19 protein-coding genes are annotated in these 16,800 nt (G+C 68.1%); 5 read left to right on the plus strand and 14 right to left on the minus strand.

What is annotated here, in order from left to right; all coding sequences use genetic code 11:
- Genes AKG07_RS05140 through AKG07_RS05155 form a run of 4 tightly spaced genes read right to left on the minus strand, consistent with a single transcriptional unit; the run spans nucleotide 1 to nucleotide 3,466 of the window.
- Entirely contained in the window at nucleotides 1-768 is a 768-nt protein-coding gene (locus AKG07_RS05140; protein ID WP_053096424.1) for a hypothetical protein, read from the minus strand.
- Between the two features lie 3 nt (nucleotides 769-771).
- Nucleotides 772-1,206: a cupin domain-containing protein gene (locus AKG07_RS05145; protein ID WP_053096426.1), complete on the minus strand. Its 435-nt coding sequence runs from the start codon at nucleotides 1,204-1,206 to the stop codon at nucleotides 772-774.
- Nucleotides 1,203-1,820, minus strand: coding sequence for a pyridoxamine 5'-phosphate oxidase family protein (locus AKG07_RS05150; RefSeq protein ID WP_053096428.1), 618 nt, complete (start codon nucleotides 1,818-1,820; stop codon nucleotides 1,203-1,205). Before AKG07_RS05150 ends, AKG07_RS05145 begins: the two co-directional genes overlap by 4 nt.
- A gap of 47 nt (nucleotides 1,821-1,867) precedes the next feature.
- On the minus strand, nucleotides 1,868-3,466 hold the full coding sequence (locus AKG07_RS05155) for an ABC-F family ATP-binding cassette domain-containing protein (RefSeq protein WP_053096429.1): 1,599 nt from the start codon (nucleotides 3,464-3,466) through the stop codon (nucleotides 1,868-1,870).
- Between the two features lie 197 nt (nucleotides 3,467-3,663).
- Here AKG07_RS05155 and AKG07_RS05160 point away from each other — a divergent pair, with 197 nt between their 5' ends.
- From AKG07_RS05160 to AKG07_RS05175, 4 genes are all read left to right on the plus strand, one after another.
- Nucleotides 3,664-4,284 carry a DedA family protein gene (locus AKG07_RS05160; protein ID WP_053096431.1) on the plus strand — a complete coding sequence of 207 codons (621 nt, stop codon included), beginning with the start codon at nucleotides 3,664-3,666 and terminating at the stop codon, nucleotides 4,282-4,284.
- Between the two features lie 5 nt (nucleotides 4,285-4,289).
- Nucleotides 4,290-5,555: a sensor histidine kinase gene (locus AKG07_RS05165; RefSeq protein ID WP_053096433.1), complete on the plus strand. Its 1,266-nt coding sequence runs from the start codon at nucleotides 4,290-4,292 to the stop codon at nucleotides 5,553-5,555.
- The gene (locus AKG07_RS05170) at nucleotides 5,552-6,220 is read left to right on the plus strand and encodes a response regulator (RefSeq protein ID WP_053096436.1); all 669 of its coding nucleotides are present in this window, start codon (nucleotides 5,552-5,554) and stop codon (nucleotides 6,218-6,220) included. The genes AKG07_RS05165 and AKG07_RS05170 overlap by 4 nt, the downstream gene beginning before the upstream one ends.
- A 110-nt stretch (nucleotides 6,221-6,330) precedes the next feature.
- Complete coding sequence (locus AKG07_RS05175) at nucleotides 6,331-7,647, plus strand: acyltransferase family protein (protein WP_053096437.1); 1,317 nt, start codon at nucleotides 6,331-6,333, stop codon at nucleotides 7,645-7,647.
- Here AKG07_RS05175 and AKG07_RS05180 read toward each other — a convergent pair.
- Genes AKG07_RS05180 through AKG07_RS05190 form a run of 3 tightly spaced genes read right to left on the minus strand, consistent with a single transcriptional unit; the run spans nucleotide 7,594 to nucleotide 9,453 of the window.
- On the minus strand, nucleotides 7,594-8,145 hold the full coding sequence (locus AKG07_RS05180; protein WP_233277328.1) for an energy-coupling factor transporter transmembrane component T: 552 nt from the start codon (nucleotides 8,143-8,145) through the stop codon (nucleotides 7,594-7,596). The two genes, AKG07_RS05175 and AKG07_RS05180, sit on opposite strands and share 54 nt — an antisense overlap.
- Before the next feature lie 38 nt (nucleotides 8,146-8,183).
- Nucleotides 8,184-8,876: an energy-coupling factor ABC transporter ATP-binding protein gene (locus AKG07_RS05185; RefSeq protein ID WP_082297830.1), complete on the minus strand. Its 693-nt coding sequence runs from the start codon at nucleotides 8,874-8,876 to the stop codon at nucleotides 8,184-8,186.
- The gene (locus tag AKG07_RS05190) at nucleotides 8,866-9,453 is read right to left on the minus strand and encodes a biotin transporter BioY (RefSeq protein ID WP_053096441.1); all 588 of its coding nucleotides are present in this window, start codon (nucleotides 9,451-9,453) and stop codon (nucleotides 8,866-8,868) included. Before AKG07_RS05190 ends, AKG07_RS05185 begins: the two co-directional genes overlap by 11 nt.
- Nucleotides 9,454-9,509: 56 nt before the next feature.
- Here AKG07_RS05190 and AKG07_RS05195 point away from each other — a divergent pair, with 56 nt between their 5' ends.
- A complete protein-coding gene (locus tag AKG07_RS05195; protein WP_082297831.1) occupies nucleotides 9,510-10,124 on the plus strand; it encodes a TetR family transcriptional regulator in 615 nt (204 codons plus the stop codon).
- Here AKG07_RS05195 and AKG07_RS05200 read toward each other — a convergent pair.
- The 7 genes from AKG07_RS05200 to sufB are packed head-to-tail and all read right to left on the minus strand — an operon-like array spanning nucleotide 10,072 to nucleotide 16,669.
- Nucleotides 10,072-11,457 carry an MFS transporter gene (locus tag AKG07_RS05200; protein WP_053096443.1) on the minus strand — a complete coding sequence of 462 codons (1,386 nt, stop codon included), beginning with the start codon at nucleotides 11,455-11,457 and terminating at the stop codon, nucleotides 10,072-10,074. The genes AKG07_RS05195 and AKG07_RS05200 overlap by 53 nt on opposite strands.
- The gene (locus tag AKG07_RS05205) at nucleotides 11,454-12,608 is read right to left on the minus strand and encodes a MalY/PatB family protein (protein WP_053096445.1); all 1,155 of its coding nucleotides are present in this window, start codon (nucleotides 12,606-12,608) and stop codon (nucleotides 11,454-11,456) included. Before AKG07_RS05205 ends, AKG07_RS05200 begins: the two co-directional genes overlap by 4 nt.
- Before the next feature lie 2 nt (nucleotides 12,609-12,610).
- Nucleotides 12,611-12,940, minus strand: coding sequence for a metal-sulfur cluster assembly factor (locus AKG07_RS05210; protein WP_053096448.1), 330 nt, complete (start codon nucleotides 12,938-12,940; stop codon nucleotides 12,611-12,613).
- A 10-nt stretch (nucleotides 12,941-12,950) separates the two neighbouring features.
- Complete coding sequence (gene sufC, locus AKG07_RS05215; protein ID WP_053096451.1) at nucleotides 12,951-13,721, minus strand: Fe-S cluster assembly ATPase SufC; 771 nt, start codon at nucleotides 13,719-13,721, stop codon at nucleotides 12,951-12,953.
- On the minus strand, nucleotides 13,722-14,048 hold the full coding sequence (locus tag AKG07_RS05220; protein WP_053096453.1) for a non-heme iron oxygenase ferredoxin subunit: 327 nt from the start codon (nucleotides 14,046-14,048) through the stop codon (nucleotides 13,722-13,724).
- Nucleotides 14,045-15,250, minus strand: a complete 1,206-nt coding sequence (gene sufD, locus AKG07_RS05225) for a Fe-S cluster assembly protein SufD (RefSeq protein WP_053096455.1) — start codon at nucleotides 15,248-15,250, stop codon at nucleotides 14,045-14,047. The genes AKG07_RS05220 and sufD overlap by 4 nt, the downstream gene beginning before the upstream one ends.
- Nucleotides 15,251-16,669: a Fe-S cluster assembly protein SufB gene (gene sufB, locus AKG07_RS05230; protein ID WP_053096457.1), complete on the minus strand. Its 1,419-nt coding sequence runs from the start codon at nucleotides 16,667-16,669 to the stop codon at nucleotides 15,251-15,253.
- Nucleotides 16,670-16,800: the final 131 nt, after the last annotated feature.

Genomic DNA, 16,800 nt, shown 5'->3' on the forward strand with positions numbered 1-16,800 from the left:
TCAGCCCCAGGCCCGCACGTCCACGACGAGGGCGGACTTGGGGTAGCGGCCCGAGGGCGTCCCGATCTCGAAGAGATCGATCAGGAGCATCAGCGGATAGTCGGGCGACTGCGGGATCCGCCGCAGCACCCTCCCCTCGCAGCCGATCACCGTCTCGCCGTCACCCCAGACGACTGTCCAGGTGTGCTGCTCACTCGCGTCGAACGGGAGCACCACCTCGGCCATGTCGGTCTGCAGACGCGGATCACCGTGCGCCTTGATGCCGGTCCGCGCTCGAGTCGTATTCGAGACCGCATCCGCGTCGATCTCGAAGATGCAGATCTCGCCGGCATCCCTCTCCGAGAGGTGTTCGATCCCGACGAGCCAGGCGGCGAGCATGCATCCTTCGTCGGCGCTCGCGGCGACGGTCACATCGATGCGTCCGCGGGCGGGAGCGAACAGCAAGTGCAGAGGCGTCTCCGTTCGCACCTCCAGACCGTCCGGACGATGTCGGTGCGTGCCGCGCGCCGACCCGACGGATCCGGAGAACACCGCGGTCTGCACATTCGACACACGGAGCGGGGCATCCTCCTTCCGCCAATCGAGCTGATCGCTGTCGATACGCAGGCGCAGCACCGAGTCGACGATCTCATATCGCGCCGCCGACCTCTCGGGAACCGTCCAATGCGGGAGGTAGTGGGCGACCCATTTCTCGTCGTCGAGCCCCGTCGAGAAGTCGTCGGCGAAGCTCGGGGCCTCTGACGGCGGAGGCGGGAGAACCTCGCTCATCGTTCAGTCGGTCCAGGGCAGCGGCCGGTCAGGCAGGCGCGCACTGTCATCGGGAAGATGCGGCAGCTCCTGGCCTCCGGCCCGGATGCACAGCCAGCGGAGCTCCCCCGCACTGCCAGGGTGAGACCGCCAGGTGCGGGCGACCCCCTGACCGACTCGGATCACGGTGCCGGGGCCGACCTCGACGATCTCGTCGTCGAGACCCATCTGCCCGCGCCCCTCGAGGTAGACGTAGAGCTCCTCGATGCGTGAATGAACGTGCCAGTACCCCGCCTCCTCACCCGGAGCGAGGGCGTTCGCGGTGAGTCCGATGAACTGCATCGTCAGCTCGTGGTCGACGACGCGGCGACCGTCGCGGGAGCGCGCGGCATCGAAGCCGCCGTGGTGCTCACGCCACTCGTCCAGCGCACCGATCTCGATGACCTGGAAGTCGCTCATGCGCGAGCCTCCTCCTCGATGCGGTCAGCGGCGCGACCGGAGAGCGCCCGGCTCCAGCCGTCCGCGGATGCCTCGTACACGAGACGGGTGTGGTTCCGATCGGTCTCCCCCTGCCAGAACTCGATGCGGCTCGGGACGATGCGCCAGAGCACCCAGTCGCCGTCGGCGATGCCGGCCTGTGCGGCCGCCGAGCGAGCGGCGAGGTCGGCGGCGCTCTCCTCCGGCGTCGCCTCCTCCACGCGGCCGCGCACGCGGACTGCACGGACCTGCGGCTGCCACCAGAAGTTCAGGGCCGCTGCCGGCACTGCGCCGAGCTGCGCCCCCTTACGGGACGACCGCGTGCTCGCGAAGGCCCACCCTCGTTCGTCGATCCTCTTCAGGATGAGCGTGCGCGCATCGGGGATCCCGTCGGCGTCGACCGTCGCCAGCGTCACCGTGTGCGGTTCCGCCACCCCGGCTGCGGCGGCGGCGCGCAACCACTCGGCGAACAGGACCGCCGGGTCATCCGGCAGGTCGCGGATGTCCCAGTCCGGAGCGACGCCGGTGAGAGCGTGGCGTCCTCTGAGCCAGTCGTTGAGCGGATCGAGGGCGAGGTCGGAGTCGTCATGGGTCACCCTGTCGACTATGCCACTCCCGTCGGACGTGGCCCACCTCGGACGCGTTAGGCGAGCTCGATGAGGTCCTGGTACTCCTGGCTCCAGAGGTCCTCGACACCGTCGGGAAGGATCAGCACGCGCTCCGGGTTGAGCGACTGCACCGCACCGGGGTCGTGCGAGACGAGGACCACTGCACCCTCGTAGTGCGCGAGAGCACCGAGGATCTCCTCGCGAGACGCGGGATCGAGGTTGTTGGTGGGCTCATCGAGCAGCAGCAGGTTGGCCGAGGAGACCACGAGGGTCGCCAGCGAGAGACGCGTCTTCTCGCCGCCCGAGAGAACCCCGGCGGGCTTGAGCACATCGTCGCCGGTGAAGAGGAAGGATCCGAGCACCTTGCGCGCTTCCATCTCCGTGATGTGCGGAGCGGCCGAGACCATGTTCTCGAGCACCGAGCGGTTCACGTCGAGGTTCTCGTGCTCCTGCGCGTAATAGCCGACCTTGAGCCCGTGGCCCGGCTCGAGCTGACCCGTGTCCGGCTCGTCGACTCCGGCGAGCATCCTCAGCAGCGTGGTCTTGCCCGCACCGTTGAGTCCGAGCACGACGACCTTCGATCCGCGGTCGATCGCGAGGTCGACATCCGTGAAGATCTCGAGCGATCCGTACGACTTCGACAGCCCCGTCGCCATCATCGGGGTCTTGCCGCAGGCGGCGGGCTTGGGGAAGCGGAGCTTCGCCACCCGGTCTTCCTGGCGGACCTCGTCGAGACCCGCGAGGAGCTTCTCAGCGCGCGCGATCATCTGGTGAGCGGCAGCGGCCTTCGACGCCTTCGCACCGAAACGGGCCGCCTGCTGCTGCAGCGTGGTGGCCTTCTTCTCGGCGTTGGCTCGCTCCTTCTTGCGGCGCTCCTCGTCGGCCACCCGCTGGCGCAGGTAGTTCTTCCAGTTCATGTTGTAGGTGTCGATGATCTGGCGGTTCGCGTCGAGGTAGAAGACGCGGTTGACGGTCTCGCCGACGAGCTCGACGTCGTGGCTGATCACGATCAGCCCGCCCTTGTAGTTCTTGAGGAACTCGCGCAGCCACACGACGCTGTCGGCGTCGAGGTGGTTGGTCGGCTCGTCGAGGATCATCGTCTCCGCATCCGAGAACAGGATGCGCGCGAGCTCGATGCGACGACGCTGTCCGCCCGAGAGCGTCGAGAGCGGCTGATCGAGGATGCGGTCGGGCAGCGAGAGGTTGTTGGCGATGGATGCCGCCTCGGCTTCTGCGGCGTATCCGCCCTGTGCCTCGAACTGCTCGGTGAGGCGCGCATAGCGCTTCATCGCCTTCTCGGCCACGGCGGGGTCTTCCGAGCCCATGGCCAGCGAGGCCTCGGTCATGCCGAGATTCAGCTGTCCGAGTCCGCGGGCATCGAGGATCCTCGTGCGCGCCAGATCCTCCGGGTTGCCCGAACGGGGATCCTGGGGAAGGTAGCCGAGCTCTCCGGAGCGCGTCACCGTGCCCCCAGAGGGAAGGACGTCGCCGGCGAGCACCTTGGTGAGCGTGGTCTTGCCTGCACCGTTGCGGCCGACGAGACCGATCTTGTCTCCGTCGCTCACACGGAACGACACGTTCTCCATCAGGAGGCGTGCGCCCACGCGGATCTCGAGTTCGTGCACGGCAAGCACAGGCGGGATGTCCGTTCTTTCAAGGGGGTTCAGGCCGAGGGGCCAAACTCCCAGTATAGATCGCTCGGCTGGGTGTTCAGTCGACGTACGGATCGTGGTGCAGTCGTCGGCCTGTGCACAGATCTACCTCTGCGGGTGGATGCGATCGATACCTCAGGGTGATGCCCTGCGTGCCCTCCGCTTTCTAGCCTGCTGAGGTGGACGTCATCAACGAGCTCATCCTGCAGACCGTCGCCTCCCCCTGGCTGTATGCCGTGCTGCTCGCGGTGACGATCATCGACGGCTTCTTCCCGCCTGTTCCGAGTGAGACCGTGCTCGTGGCGGCAGCCGCCGTGCTGGCATCCTCAGGAGAGCCATGGGCGCTAATCCCGCTCGGGCTCGTCGCCGCCGTCGGCGCGACCATCGGCGACAACATCGCATTCGTGCTCGGTCGTCGACTCGGCACGACCCGCTGGGCGTGGATGCGTCGACCGCGGATCGCCTCGGCCTTCGCCCACGCGGAACGCGCCCTCGACCAGCGCAGTGCGGCTCTGATCCTCGGCGCTCGATACATCCCTGTCGGCCGTGTCGCTGTGAACATGTCGGCGGGCGCGCTGCGATTCCCCTGGAGGCGTTTCCTTCCCCTGAGCGTCGTGGCCGGTCTCAGCTGGAGCGCGCTGAGCCTGGCGATCGGGCTGCTCGCCGGATCATGGATCGAAGATCAGCCCCTCGCCAGCGCCGGGATCGGTATCGGGGTCGCTCTCATCATCGGACTGGTCATCGACCGCGTCACCGCTGCCCGGCGTCGACGCGCCCCCGTCCCGCAACTGGCAGGATGACACTCATGGCACGTCGCCTGCCCCGCACACCCCGCACACCGCGGACTCCCCGCATCAGCCGTCGAACGGCCGCGCTCGCCGCGCTCGCCGTGGCGAGCCTGGCGCTCTTCGCGGTGCTCGTGTCGCTGCAGACCGTGCTGTACGGCACCGCGTTGCCGCTGACGTTCATCCTCGGCGCTGCACTCTGCTCGGCGCCGCTGCTCTCCTTGCGGTATCCGCGGTGGGCGATCGCGATGTTCTGCTCTGCGGCGTTCGCGCTCCCGCTGCTGGTCGTGCCCGATCAGGCGACCGAGGCGCCGTGGCCGTGGTCGGTGCCCGCGCTCGTCACCTTCGTCCTCTTCGTGGGCGTCGTGACCTTCGTCCACGGCGCGCGCCTGGGCGTCGTCCCGCTCGGCGTCGGCGCGCTGCTCTCCCTCACGGCCCCGCTGCTGCGCCCCGAGATCGTCGCCACTCCGGCGACGGCAGGCAGCGCCACGGCAGATCTCATCGTGACCACGTCTGTGGCCGCAGCCGTGTTCCTGGTCGCCGTACTGGTCGCAGGACGCGTGAGGGTATCTGCCGAGCTCACGAAGGAACGGGAGCATTCAGCCCTCGAAGAGTCCCGCCGCGCGCTCGTCGAGGAGCGCACCCGTATCGCCCGCGAACTGCACGACGTCATCGCCCACAGTATGTCGGTCATCCAGGTGCAGGCGTCCACTGCTCGATACCGACTGCCCGAGATCGGCGACGCGGCGACGTCGGAGTTCGAGAGCATCGCGGCCACAGCGCGGGGATCGCTCACCGAGATGCGGCGGATGCTGGGCGTGCTGCGCACCGAGGACCAGGCGGCCGAGCTGGCGCCGCAGCAGAGCATCGACGACATCCCGGCCCTCGTCGACACGATCCGGCGCGCCGGCGTGACGGTGGGGCTCGAGATGACGGGCGCGTTCACCGACGCCCCGCAGGCCGTGCAGATCGCCGCCTTCCGCATCGCGCAGGAGGCGCTCAGCAACGCGGTACGGCACGCGTCCGGCGCCGCCGTCACGGTGCGCCTGCAGGCGGATCTCCACGCCATCGGCATCCGCGTCCGCAACGGCCGCGCCACCACCCCACCGGCTCACCCCAGCGGAGGCTATGGACTTCGCGGCATGCGTGAGCGCGTCGAACTGCTCGGCGGGTCCTTCGCCGCCGGCCCCACCACCGAGGGCGGGTGGGAGGTCATCGCCTCCCTCCCGCTGCACGAGCGTCCATCGAGCGAGACCACCGCTCCGATCACCCAGGAGAATCCGTGACGATCAGCGTCCTCATCGCCGACGACCAGGCGATGGTGCGCGCCGGATTCGCCGCTCTGCTCGATGCGCACGAGGGAATCCGTGTCGCGGGCCAGGCGGCCGACGGAGCCGAAGCCATCACCCTCGCTGCCCGCCTCGATCCGGACGTCATCCTGATGGACGTGCGGATGCCGCAGGTCGACGGCATCGAGGCCACTCGGCGCATCCTCGGACCCGCCTACCCTGCGGCTCATGTGCCGAGGATCCTCATGCTCACGACCTTCGACATCGACGACTACGTCTACGACGCGCTCGAGGCCGGCGCGAGCGGATTCCTGTTGAAGGACGCTCTTCCCGAGGAGCTCGTGCACGCCGTGCGCGTCGTCGCCGGCGGCGATGCCCTGCTCGCCCCCAGTGTGACGCGGCGCATGATCGAGCAGTTCGCCGGACGTCGGCCCCGCACCGCGAAGGCGGCGACCTCGCTCGCAGACCTGACCGATCGGGAGCGGGAGGTGCTGGTGCTCATCGGTCGCGGACGGTCGAACAGCGAGATCGCGTCCGACCTCTTCATCGCCGAGCAGACCGTGAAGACGCATGTCGGCAAGGTGCTCGCCAAGCTCCGACTCCGCGACCGCGTGCACGCCGTGATCCTCGCCTACGACACGGGTCTCGTCGAGCCCTCCTGAGCCGCTGCTCCGGGTCACACCGCAGTAGGGGTGCGAACCAGCCCGGAGGGTGATCCCCCGACCGGCACCGCGTCCATACGCTCCTCGGACACCTATCCGAGGAGGACTCCATGGCCATCGTCGAAGCGCCGCCCCGCATCGCTCCCCGCCCCCCGCTGCCGGCCGGTCGTGATGCCGCGATCGACCTGCTGCGAGCGATCTGCGTCGCAGGAGTCGTGCTGCTTCACGCCATCATGGTGGGCGTCACGATCGCCGACGGCAGCCCGGTCTTCGCGAACGCGAGCGAGGGCACCTCGTGGATCATCCCCGTGAGCTGGGTCCTCCAGGTCATGCCGCTGTTCTTCATCATCGGAGGCTTCGCCGGTCACATCGCCTTCCGGCGGTCGCAGGCGCGCGGCGGCACCGCATCCGACTTCATCGCAGCCCGCGTGCATCGCCTGCTCCGGCCCGCACTGTTCGCCATCGCCGTCGTCGGCGTCGCGCTCGCGGCTCTCCACGTCGCAGGTGTTCCCGCCGACATCATCGCCACCGCCGGCTTCCGCTACAGCCAGCCGCTGTGGTTCCTCGGAGTCTTCCTGGGCTGTCAGGCGCTCCTCCCGGCACTCTCGAGAGCCCACGCACGCAGGCCCCTGGTCACCGTCGCAGCCCTCGTGTGGGCATCGGTCTGCGTCGATGTGGCCCGGGCGAGCACCGGGGTCGAGGGACTGGGGTTTCTGAATCTCGCCTTCGTGTGGCTCGCACTCCAGCAGATCGGGTTCTTCCTCGCCGACGGCACGATCGACCGGCTGCCTCGAGCGACGCGGGCCCTGGTGGGAGCAGCGGCTCTGACCGCCCTCATCGCAGCGTTCGCGACCGGGATCTACTCCCCCGACCTCATCGCGAACATCAATCCCCCGACCGCCGCGCTGCTGCTCGTCGGCGTCGTGCACCTGAGCGCCGTCTCGCTTCTGCGCGATCGCATCGACGAGCTCAGCCACCGGCCGGTCCCCGCCGCGTTCGGCGCCTTCGTCAATCGCCGCACCATGACGATCTACCTGTGGCACATGCCGGTACTGCTCGCCATGGCGGGGATCTCGGCCGTCGCCTCACTCGTCAGCGGAATCGCGCTGCCGGATCCGAGTTCCGTCTCCTGGTGGGTGTCGCGTCCGATCTGGCTCGCCGTCGCCCTGACTCTGACAGCGGCGATCGCGACCTCCCTCACCCGCATCGAGACGCAGCCGTCGCCGCGATCCGCTGACAGGACGCACCGGGTCGTGATCGCCGCCGTCCTGGGCATCGCCTCCGTCGTCCTGCTCCTCGTCGCGGGGACGACCGTGCTCACTGCCTCGGTCGCCGCCGGCGGGATGCTGCTGTCCCTGCGCATCGCCCGCCGATCACACGAGACCGCGAGCGGCGAGAGCGTCGCCGACGTCGTCCGCGTGGCGTAGTGTCCTGACCATGAGCGGCACCGCGCCTCGCACGCCGCGACGGATGCCGCGTGCGAGGTGGGCCTCGGTGACCGCATGGGCGAAGCCTGCGACCACCGGAATCATCGTGAGGGTCAGTGAGATCGTCATCGCGACGGCATCCGCATCGATGCCCAGTCGGCGCAGCGGTCTCAGCATCCGATGCAGCACCGCGAGCAGATCGCCCATCCGGGTGGTGATCGTGAGAAGCGACGCCAGCAGCAGCAGTGATGCCACCCTGGCCGTGCTGACCCATGCCGTGAGCGGTGTGGCGAAGATCCACAGGGCGGCCCCGAGAACCAGTACGAGCCACCGCAGCCGCCACGCCTCGACGAGCAGGGTCGTCCCCGGAAGGCCGGCGGCGAGATAGAGCAGGCAGACGACGAGAAGCGCGGCTGTGACGCTCCATCGATCGTGCGGATAGCCGGACGAGACGAGCGCGAGCACGGCGAAGACGGCGAGCTTGGGGCCCGCCGGCATCCGGTGGACGATACTCGCCCCCGGCCGATAGGACTGGATCACGCGGCCAGCTCGCGATACTCGGCGACCACGTCCGGCGGGGCGCCCGACGCGATGATCGAGCCCGCCTCGAAGAGGACCGCGTGGTCGCACCTCGCTGCGAGCTCGAGGTCGTGGGTGACGATGACGACCTGGGCGGGAAGCGCCAGCAGCAGATCCGCGATCCGTCGGGAGTGGCGCAGGTCCAGCAGGGTCGTCGGCTCGTCGGCGACGATCAGCTGCGGTTCGGTGATCAGGACAGACGCGAGAGCCAGCATCTGCTTCTGACCGCCGGACAGCGCCGACGCCGGCACGTCCGCCCGATCGGTCAAGCCGTGCTCGGCGAGTGCCGCGGCCACACGTCTGTCGACGTCCGCACGAGAGGATCCGCGAAGCGACAGCGCGAGGTCCTCGGCAGGCGTAGGCATGAGGATCTGCGCCTGCGGATCGGTGAAGACGAAACCCACCCGCCGCCGCAGAGCCTTCACATCCCTACGAGAATCGAGACCGTGCACCGTGACGCGCCCTGCATCCGGGAGCACGAGGCCGTTCAGCAGACGCGCGAAAGTGGACTTTCCTGAACCGTTCGCGCCGATGACCGCGATCGTCGCCGTCGTGAGCTCGATGCTCACATCGCGCAGGATCGGCTGCCCCTCCCGCTCCACGGTGACATCGTCGACCGAGATCGATCCGGTCGAGGTCTCAGACCGCACGGACGGATGCCGGCACGGATGGGGCACTCGTGCCGAAAGCTCGAGGGTACGCGCGCCGTAGCGCGAGGACCAGCGCTGTGGCCGCTGCCGCCTTGAGCAGATCGCCGGGGAGGAAGACGAGACTCGCCAGTGCGGTGGGTCCCAGGTCGAGCCCGAGTACGAGCGCGGTGACGGGCACCCCGCAGACGTACACGACCACGATGCCGCCGACGACGACCCCGAGGGCGATCCGCCACCAGCGGGGCCGACCGCTGCGCACGATCAGTCCGATGACGATGACGCCCAGGAGCCACCCGAGCAGGTAGCCGGCTGTCGGACCGACGAAGACGCCGAGACCGCCACGGCCACCGGCGAGGACGGGGAGCCCGACCGCTGCCAGCACCAACACGAGGAGCACCGAGAGCGGGGCCGACCGCGGGCCGAGTACAGCGCCGGCGAGCATCACCCCCAGGGTCTGCGCGGTGATGGGCACCCCGCCGGGGATCGGGATCGTCACCATTCCGAGGACGATGATGAGCGCGGCGAAGATCGCCACCCTCGCGAGTTCGCGACCGAGGTCGTCTGTGTGCCGAGCCATCGTCCATCACCTTCCTGAACACCGTTCACTTGAACGGTGTTCACTATACTGACGGGATGGCCCCGGAGCACAACTCGACCCGTCACGACCGCGACGGCGTCGCGCGCGCTGCACTCGCGCTCCTCGACGAGGTCGGCCTCGCCGACCTCTCGATGCGGCGGATCGCCGGCAGGCTCGATGTGCAGCCGAGTGCTCTCTATTGGCACTTCTCGAGCAAGCAGGAGCTGCTGGCGGAGTTGGCCGATCGCATCACCGCGGGCATCCCGCGCGACGATGCGGACGTGTTGACCACCGCCCGCAGCATCCGCGACGCGCTCTTCACCTATCGCGACGGGGCCGAGCTCGTGCTCAGCACGTATGCCCTGCGTCTCGGCTCGTCGTATGCGCACACCGCACTGGAAGCCGCGCTGACGCGCCACGGCCTGTCGGACGCACCGGAGCGAGCAGCCGCACTCCTGCACTTCGTGCTCGGCCATGCGACTCTCGTTCAGCAGCGGATGCACGCCGACAGCCACGGAGCAGCGCTCGACGACCACACGATCGACGTCACAGCGGGACTCGACCGCGTCTTCGACCTCGGCGTGGCCGCGCTCGCCGGAGAGTCGTCCGGCGCCGGCCTCACCGCTCGCGCGACTCCGCATCCGTCAGCTCCGCGGCGTGACCCAGCCTGAGTCCTGGCACGAACGCCAGGAGCACCAGACCGAGACAGAACGCGAAGACGACGCCGAAGGCGCTCGCACCACCGCCGAGGCTGGCGACGGCGAGACCCGCGAGAGCGATGACGACCGCGGCGCCCGTGGAGTCCGAGATCGACAGAGCTGACGAGTTGAAGCCCTGGTTGCCGGCATCCGAGTACGCGAGCGTGAGCACCGTGAGGCGGGGATAGAGCAGACCCATGCCGCCGCCGGCGAAGGCCCATCCCACCACCACGAAGAGCGGCGAGAACCCCCAGAGCGCTGCGAGGAGCACGAACACCAGAGCACAGACCAGCAGCGAGAGGCTGATGACGGTGATCCTCGTGTTGCCGAGACGTTCACCGAACCTCCCCTGCAGCGCGGACGCACCGGCCCAGGCGAACGCGGCGAACATCAAGGCGATGCCCGCCCACGTCGCCGTGAACCCGAACCTCTCCATGAGCAGGTACGGGATGTACGCTTCCGCGGCGAAGAACGCGCCGGCGACGACGCCCCGCATGAGCACGACGCTCGGCAGGCCCCGGCCGGCGCGCAGAGTGCGTCGAGGGAGCAGCGGCAGCACGGCCACGGCGATGACGGCCACCGAGCCCAGTGCGACCGACCATCCGATCTGCGCGGTCATCTCGGCCGTGAAGCCGATCAGCACGGCGAACACCGCGACGACGACGGCGAGCATCAGACGAGTCACGAGAGCTCGACGGTCCTGTGGTTCGCCATGCCCGAGGTCGACGCCGCGCAACCGGATCGCGATCATGAGAAAGGCGGCCGTCGTCAGCACGGCCACCCCGAGGAATGCCCACCGCCAGTCGAGGTACTCGGCGACGGCACCCGCGAGGAACGGGCCGATCATCGACGGCACCACCCAGGCCGCGGCGAACGCCGCGAAGACCCTTCCGTGCAGGTGGGGCGGATACAGGCGGGCCACCACGACGTACAGGGCCACCGTCTGTCCGCCCGCACCGAGCCCCTGCACGAGGCGGCCGATGAGGAACTGATCCATCGTCACCGCGAACCCCGACAGCAGAAGGCCGGCGATGAACAGCGACACGGCGGCGTACAGCGCACCCCGGGGCCCGCGAGCGTCCGACCAGGCACCCGCGGCGACCATCCCGATCACGCTCGTCGCCAGTGTCCCCGCGAAGGCCACCGCATACAGCGCCTGGCCGTCGAGCGCCTCGCTGACGATCGGCATGACGGTCGTCACCGCCAGAGCCTCGATCGCCGCCAGGAAGATCAGCGCGACCGCGCCGGCGGTGACCCAGAGGCGTTCTCGGTCCCAGATCGACGATGTCGCGCGATCGACCGTCATCGATCCACGAGCGTCGCGATGCGCTCGATGGCCTCGGTGATGATCTCCGGACTCGTCCCGAAGTTCAACCGCACGAATCCCCTGCCCTGCTCGCCGAAGGCGGGGCCGAAGTGCAGGGCTACCTTCGCCTCCTTGAGGATCCGACGCGCGGGGTTGTCGCCCCATCCGAGAGCCGAGAGATCGATCCAGGCGAGGTAGCCGGCATCGGGCATCCGGTAGCGGGCACCGGGGAGCTTCGATGCGAGCAGGTCCTCGAGGAGTACGCGGTTCGCGTCGAGTGTCGCGAGCAGCCCGTCCAGCCACTCATCGCTCTCCTCCGAGAAGGCGGCGACAGCCGCGAGCAGACCGAACTGACCGGTGCGCCACTCGACCTCGATCGGCAACCCGCGCACGACCGCGCTCGTCGATTCGGAAGCGGTCACCATGAGGGCGCACTTGAGGCCGGCCAGATTGAAGGCCTTGCTCGCGCTGACGACCGCATACCCCACGCGCTCGGCGGCCTCGCCCGTGTGGAGGAACGGCGTGAAGCCGGTTCCCGGCTGCGCGAGCGGTGCGTGGATCTCGTCGGAGACCACCGCCGCGCCGAACTCGTCGGCGATCTCGGCCAGCGCCGCGAGCGCGTCGCGACTGTGGACGGTGCCCGTCGGGTTGTGCGGATTGCAGAGCAGGATCGCGGTCGCGCCGTCCTCGAACGCTGCACGGACGCCGTCGAGATCGAGTTCCCACCCCATCCCCGTGTCGATGAGAGGCACCCGTTCCACCTCGGCGCCGGCCTCGGACACCAGATCGAAGAACGGCGGGTACACGGGAGGGGTGACGACCACGCGCTCTCCCGGCTGCGTCACGCGGCGGAGTATCTCGACGATGCCCATGCTCACATCGGCCGTGGTGCGCATCCGCGTCGGATCCGCCTCCCAGCCGAAGCGACGGCGTGCGAACGCCGCGTAGGTGTCGGGCAATGGTGTCCGCGAGGCGATGTACCCCGTGTCTCCGAGCTCGACGGCGCGACGCAACGCGTTCGAGACCTCCGGTGCGAGCGGGAAATCGGTCTCCGCGACGAAGAGCGGAAGCACGTCAGCGGGATACTCCCGCCACTTCTCGCTGCTACGTCGTCTGAGCTCCGCCAGAGGCAGAGCCGTGACTTCGAGCATTCTCAGATCGCGAAGCCGAGGGCGCGCATCATGTCGCGCCCGTCGTCTGTGATCTTCTCCGGACCCCACGGCGGCATCCACACCCAGTTGATGCGGAAGCGGTCGACGACGTTGTCCAGAGCCTGCGCGGTCTGGTCCTCGAGCACGTCCGTCAGGGGGCAGCCGGCGCTGGTCAGCGTCATGTGGATGACGAGAGCATCGTTCTCGTCATCCCAAGCGAGGTCGTAGATGAGACCGAGGTCGACGACGTTGATCCCGAGTTCCGGGTCCATGACGTCTTTGAGCGCCTCGGTGACCTCGTCGTACTTCGCGTCCGTGAGGGTGGCTGTCATGCGAATCAGCCTACGCCTCGATGGGGGCTGCGGGGTCGAGGAAACGGTCGTATCCCTCTTCCTCGAGCCGGTCTGCGAGCTCAGGGCCGCCCTCTTCGACGATCTTGCCCGCGACGACCACATGCACGAAGTCCGGACGGATGTAGCGGAGGATGCGGGTGTAGTGCGTGATCAGCAGCACGCCGAGGCCGGTCGACTCCTTGGCGCGATTGACGCCTTCCGAGACGATCTTCAGCGCGTCGACGTCGAGGCCCGAGTCGGTCTCGTCAAGAATCGCGAACTGCGGCTTGAGGACCTCGAGCTGCAGGATCTCGTGACGCTTCTTCTCGCCACCGGAGAAGCCTTCGTTGACGTTGCGCTGAGCGAACTTCGGGTCCATGCGGAGGTTCGCCATGGCCGCCTTGACGTCCTTGGTCCAGCCGCGGATCGCCGGAGCTTCGCCGTCGAGTGCCGTCTTGGCGGTGCGGAGGAAGTTCGTCACCGTCACGCCGGGGATCTCGACCGGGTACTGCATCGCGAGGAACAGGCCGGCGCGCGCGCGCTCGTCGACGCTCATCGCGAGCACATCCTGGCCGTCGAACGTGATCGAGCCGGAGGTCACGGTGTACTTCGGGTGGCCGGCGATCGTGTACGCGAGCGTCGACTTGCCCGAGCCGTTGGGGCCCATGATCGCGTGCGTCTCACCGGTGTTCATGGTGAGGGTGATTCCGTTGAGGATCGGGGTGGTACCCGCCTCGGTCTCGACCGTCACGTGCAGGTCGCGGATTTCGAGAACAGACATTCAGACTTCCTTCGTCACAGTCGGGTCGATGAGCACGTCGTCGCCGTCGATCTCGACGACGTAGACCGGAACGGGCTCATAAGCAGGGAGGTTCTGGGGCTTGCCGGTGAGCAGCGAGAACGCGGAGCCGTGGGCCCAGCACTCCACCGTGTCACCTTCGACGAAGCCTTCGGCGAGAGAGATGTCGCCATGCGTGCAGGTGTCCCCGATGGCGTGGATCACACCTTCGGAGTCCTTGATCACGGTGATCGGGACGCCGTTCGGCTCGACGCGGATCGGCATGTCCTGCTCGAGTTCCGCGACGCCGCACACGCGCTCGGCGCTCATGCGTTCACCTCGGCGAGCTCCGTCTCGATCGCGTCGAGCAGCTCGGTCTCCAGTGCCGGGATTCCCAGGCGCTGAACGATGTCGGTGAGGAATCCGAGCACGACGAGTCGGCGCGCTTCCTCTTCGCTGATGCCGCGGGCCTGCAGGTAGAACAGCTGCTCGTCATCGAAGCGCCCCGTGGCGCTGGCGTGGCCGGCGCCGAGGATGTCCCCGGTCTCGATCTCGAGGTTCGGGATCGAGTCGGCGCGTGCACCCTCGGTGAGCACCAGGTTGCGGTTCGCCTCGTAGGAGTCGGTGCCCGTCGCGTCGGCGCCGATGAGCACGTCGCCGATCCAGACGCTGTGCGCTCCCTGCCCCTGGAGCGCACCCTTGTAGAGCACGTCGCCCTTGGTGTGCGGGCCCTTGTGGTGCAGGTAGACCTGGCTCTCAAGGTGCTGCCCGGCATCGGCGTAGGACAGTCCGTAGAGGTAGCCCTCGGATCCGGCGCCGGCGAGCTCGACGCTCGGGTTCACGCGCACGACTCCGCCGCCGAAGCTGATCACGAAGTGCTTGAGCGTGGCATCCGCATCGACCCTGGCCTGATGCGCAGAGGTGTGCACGGCCTCGTCCTGCCACTGCTGCAGGCTGATGACAGTGAGCTTCGCGCCATCGCGGACGATGATCTCGACGTTCTGCGAGTACTGCGCGGCTCCGGTGTGCTGGAGCACGACGGTGGCCGAGCTGTGCTCGAGGGCCTCGATCACGATGTGGGCATCGGCGCGCAGTTCGGCGCCGAGGCCCTCGATCGAGACGAGGATCGGCTCAGCGACCTCTTCTTCGCGCGGGATGCGGATGTGCAGCGCTTCGGATGAGCCCTGCCAGGCGACGGCCGCCGTGATGTCCTCGGCCAGGAAGACCTCTCCGCGCGGGGCATCACCCGCGGCGAGCGGTGCCGCCACGTACTTCTCGCCGTCACCGAACGAGTAGCGCACGCCCTCGGTCAGACCTGCCACCTCGAAGAGGGCGGAGAGCTTGGCCACCGGAGTGTGCTTCCAGTTGACCTCGCGGCCGGTCGGCGAACCGAAGTCGGCGGGTTCGAAGGAGTGCGGACGCTCCGAGCGGGTCTGCACCGGGACGAATCCGGCATCCGAGACCTGAGCTGCGGGGTCGATGTGCGCGTTCGTGTGCTGCGCCTCGCTGGGCGCTGTCGTCGAGGCCGCCATTTAGCCGACCGATCCTTCCATGCCCATTTCGATGAGCTTGTTCAATTCCATCGCGTACTCCATGGGCAGTTCGCGCGCGATCGGCTCGATGAAGCCGCGCACGATCATCGCCATCGCCTCGTCCTCGGGCATGCCGCGGGACTGCAGGTAGAAGAGCTGCTCCTCGCTGACCTTCGAGACGGTGGCCTCGTGGCCCAGCTGCACGTCGTCGACCCGGATGTCGATGGCCGGGTATGTGTCGGAGCGCGATTTCGTGTCCACCAGCAGCGCGTCGCAGCGCACGGTGTTCGCGGAGTGGTGCGCGTTCGCGTCCACCCTCACCTCGCCGCGGTATCCCGCACGTCCACCGCCACGGGCGATCGACTTGGAGACGATCGACGACTGCGTGTACGGAGCCATGTGGATCATCTTCGCGCCGGCATCCTGGTGCTGGCCGGGACCCGCGAAGGCGACCGAGAGGGTCTCGCCCTTGGCGTGCTCGCCCATCAGGTAGATCGACGGGTACTTCATCGTCACCTTGGAGCCGATGTTGCCGTCGACCCACTCCATCGTCGCGCCCTCATGGGCGACGGCGCGCTTGGTGACGAGGTTGTAGACGTTGTTCGACCAGTTCTGGATCGTCGTGTACCGAACGCGGGCGTTCTTCTTCACGATGATCTCGACGACGGCCGAGTGCAGCGAGTCCGACTTGTAGATCGGAGCGGTGCAGCCCTCGATGTAGTGGACGTAGCTGTCCTCGTCGGCGATGATCAGGGTCCGCTCGAACTGGCCCATGTTCTCGGTGTTGATGCGGAAGTACGCCTGCAGCGGGATCTCGACGTGCACGCCCTTGGGGACGTAGACGAACGAACCTCCCGACCACACGGCTGTGTTGAGCGCGGCGAACTTGTTGTCGCCGGCCGGGATCACGGTGCCGAAGTACTCCTCGAAGAACTCGGGGTGCTCGCGGAGCGCGGTGTCGGTGTCCATGAAGATGACGCCCTGCTCCTCTAGATCCTCGCGGATCTGGTGGTAGACGACCTCGGACTCGTACTGCGCTGCGACACCGGCGACGAGGCGCTGACGCTCGGCCTCGGGGATGCCGAGGCGCTCGTACGTCTCGCGGATCTCAGCCGGGAGATCCTCCCAGGACTGGGCCTGCTTCTCGGTCGAGCGCACGAAGTACTTGATGTTGTCGAAGTCGATCTCGCTGAGGTCTGCACCCCAGGTCGGCATCGGCTTGCGACCGAAGAGCTGATAGCCCTTGAGTCGGGTCTTCAGCATCCATTCGGGCTCGTGCTTGAGCGCCGAGATCCCGCGGACCACCTCTTCGGAGATACCGCGCTTGGCGATGGCTCCGGCGGCATCTTCGTCATGCCACCCGAATTCGTACACCCCCAGGCCGTCAAGCTCCGGGCGGTCGATCAGCACATCCGACATCACACACTCTCCTCACAGGTCCCAAACGGTGTCATCCGCCCCGACACACCTGATCCCCGTCGAGTCTGCGGGAGCGGGTGCCGTTGGTGGGCCCTCATCACCGGCGCATCCATCGCGCCTAAACTGTTAGC

It is taken from the genome of Microbacterium sp. CGR1, from assembly GCF_001266755.1.
In the GTDB taxonomy this organism is placed as follows: Bacteria; Actinomycetota; Actinomycetes; order Actinomycetales; family Microbacteriaceae; genus Microbacterium.

Excerpts from the sequence above, each read along its gene's own strand:
- AKG07_RS05210 (WP_053096448.1), bottom strand. The coding sequence starts at position 12,940 with ATGACAGCCACCCTCACGGACGCGAAGTACGACGAGGTCACCGAGGCG.
- AKG07_RS05180 (WP_233277328.1), bottom strand. The coding sequence starts at position 8,145 with ATGCCGGCGGGCCCCAAGCTCGCCGTCTTCGCCGTGCTCGCGCTCGTC.
- sufD (WP_053096455.1), bottom strand. The coding sequence starts at position 15,250 with ATGGCGGCCTCGACGACAGCGCCCAGCGAGGCGCAGCACACGAACGCG.
- AKG07_RS05165 (WP_053096433.1), top strand. The coding sequence starts at position 4,290 with ATGGCACGTCGCCTGCCCCGCACACCCCGCACACCGCGGACTCCCCGC.
- AKG07_RS05145 (WP_053096426.1), bottom strand. The coding sequence starts at position 1,206 with ATGAGCGACTTCCAGGTCATCGAGATCGGTGCGCTGGACGAGTGGCGT.
- sufB (WP_053096457.1), bottom strand. The coding sequence starts at position 16,669 with ATGTCGGATGTGCTGATCGACCGCCCGGAGCTTGACGGCCTGGGGGTG.
- AKG07_RS05200 (WP_053096443.1), bottom strand. The coding sequence starts at position 11,457 with ATGACGGTCGATCGCGCGACATCGTCGATCTGGGACCGAGAACGCCTC.
- AKG07_RS05205 (WP_053096445.1), bottom strand. The coding sequence starts at position 12,608 with ATGCTCGAAGTCACGGCTCTGCCTCTGGCGGAGCTCAGACGACGTAGC.
- sufC (WP_053096451.1), bottom strand. The coding sequence starts at position 13,721 with ATGTCTGTTCTCGAAATCCGCGACCTGCACGTGACGGTCGAGACCGAG.
- AKG07_RS05140 (WP_053096424.1), bottom strand. The coding sequence starts at position 768 with ATGAGCGAGGTTCTCCCGCCTCCGCCGTCAGAGGCCCCGAGCTTCGCC.
- AKG07_RS05190 (WP_053096441.1), bottom strand. The coding sequence starts at position 9,453 with ATGGCTCGGCACACAGACGACCTCGGTCGCGAACTCGCGAGGGTGGCG.
- AKG07_RS05195 (WP_082297831.1), top strand. The coding sequence starts at position 9,510 with ATGGCCCCGGAGCACAACTCGACCCGTCACGACCGCGACGGCGTCGCG.
- AKG07_RS05175 (WP_053096437.1), top strand. The coding sequence starts at position 6,331 with ATGGCCATCGTCGAAGCGCCGCCCCGCATCGCTCCCCGCCCCCCGCTG.
- AKG07_RS05220 (WP_053096453.1), bottom strand. The coding sequence starts at position 14,048 with ATGAGCGCCGAGCGCGTGTGCGGCGTCGCGGAACTCGAGCAGGACATG.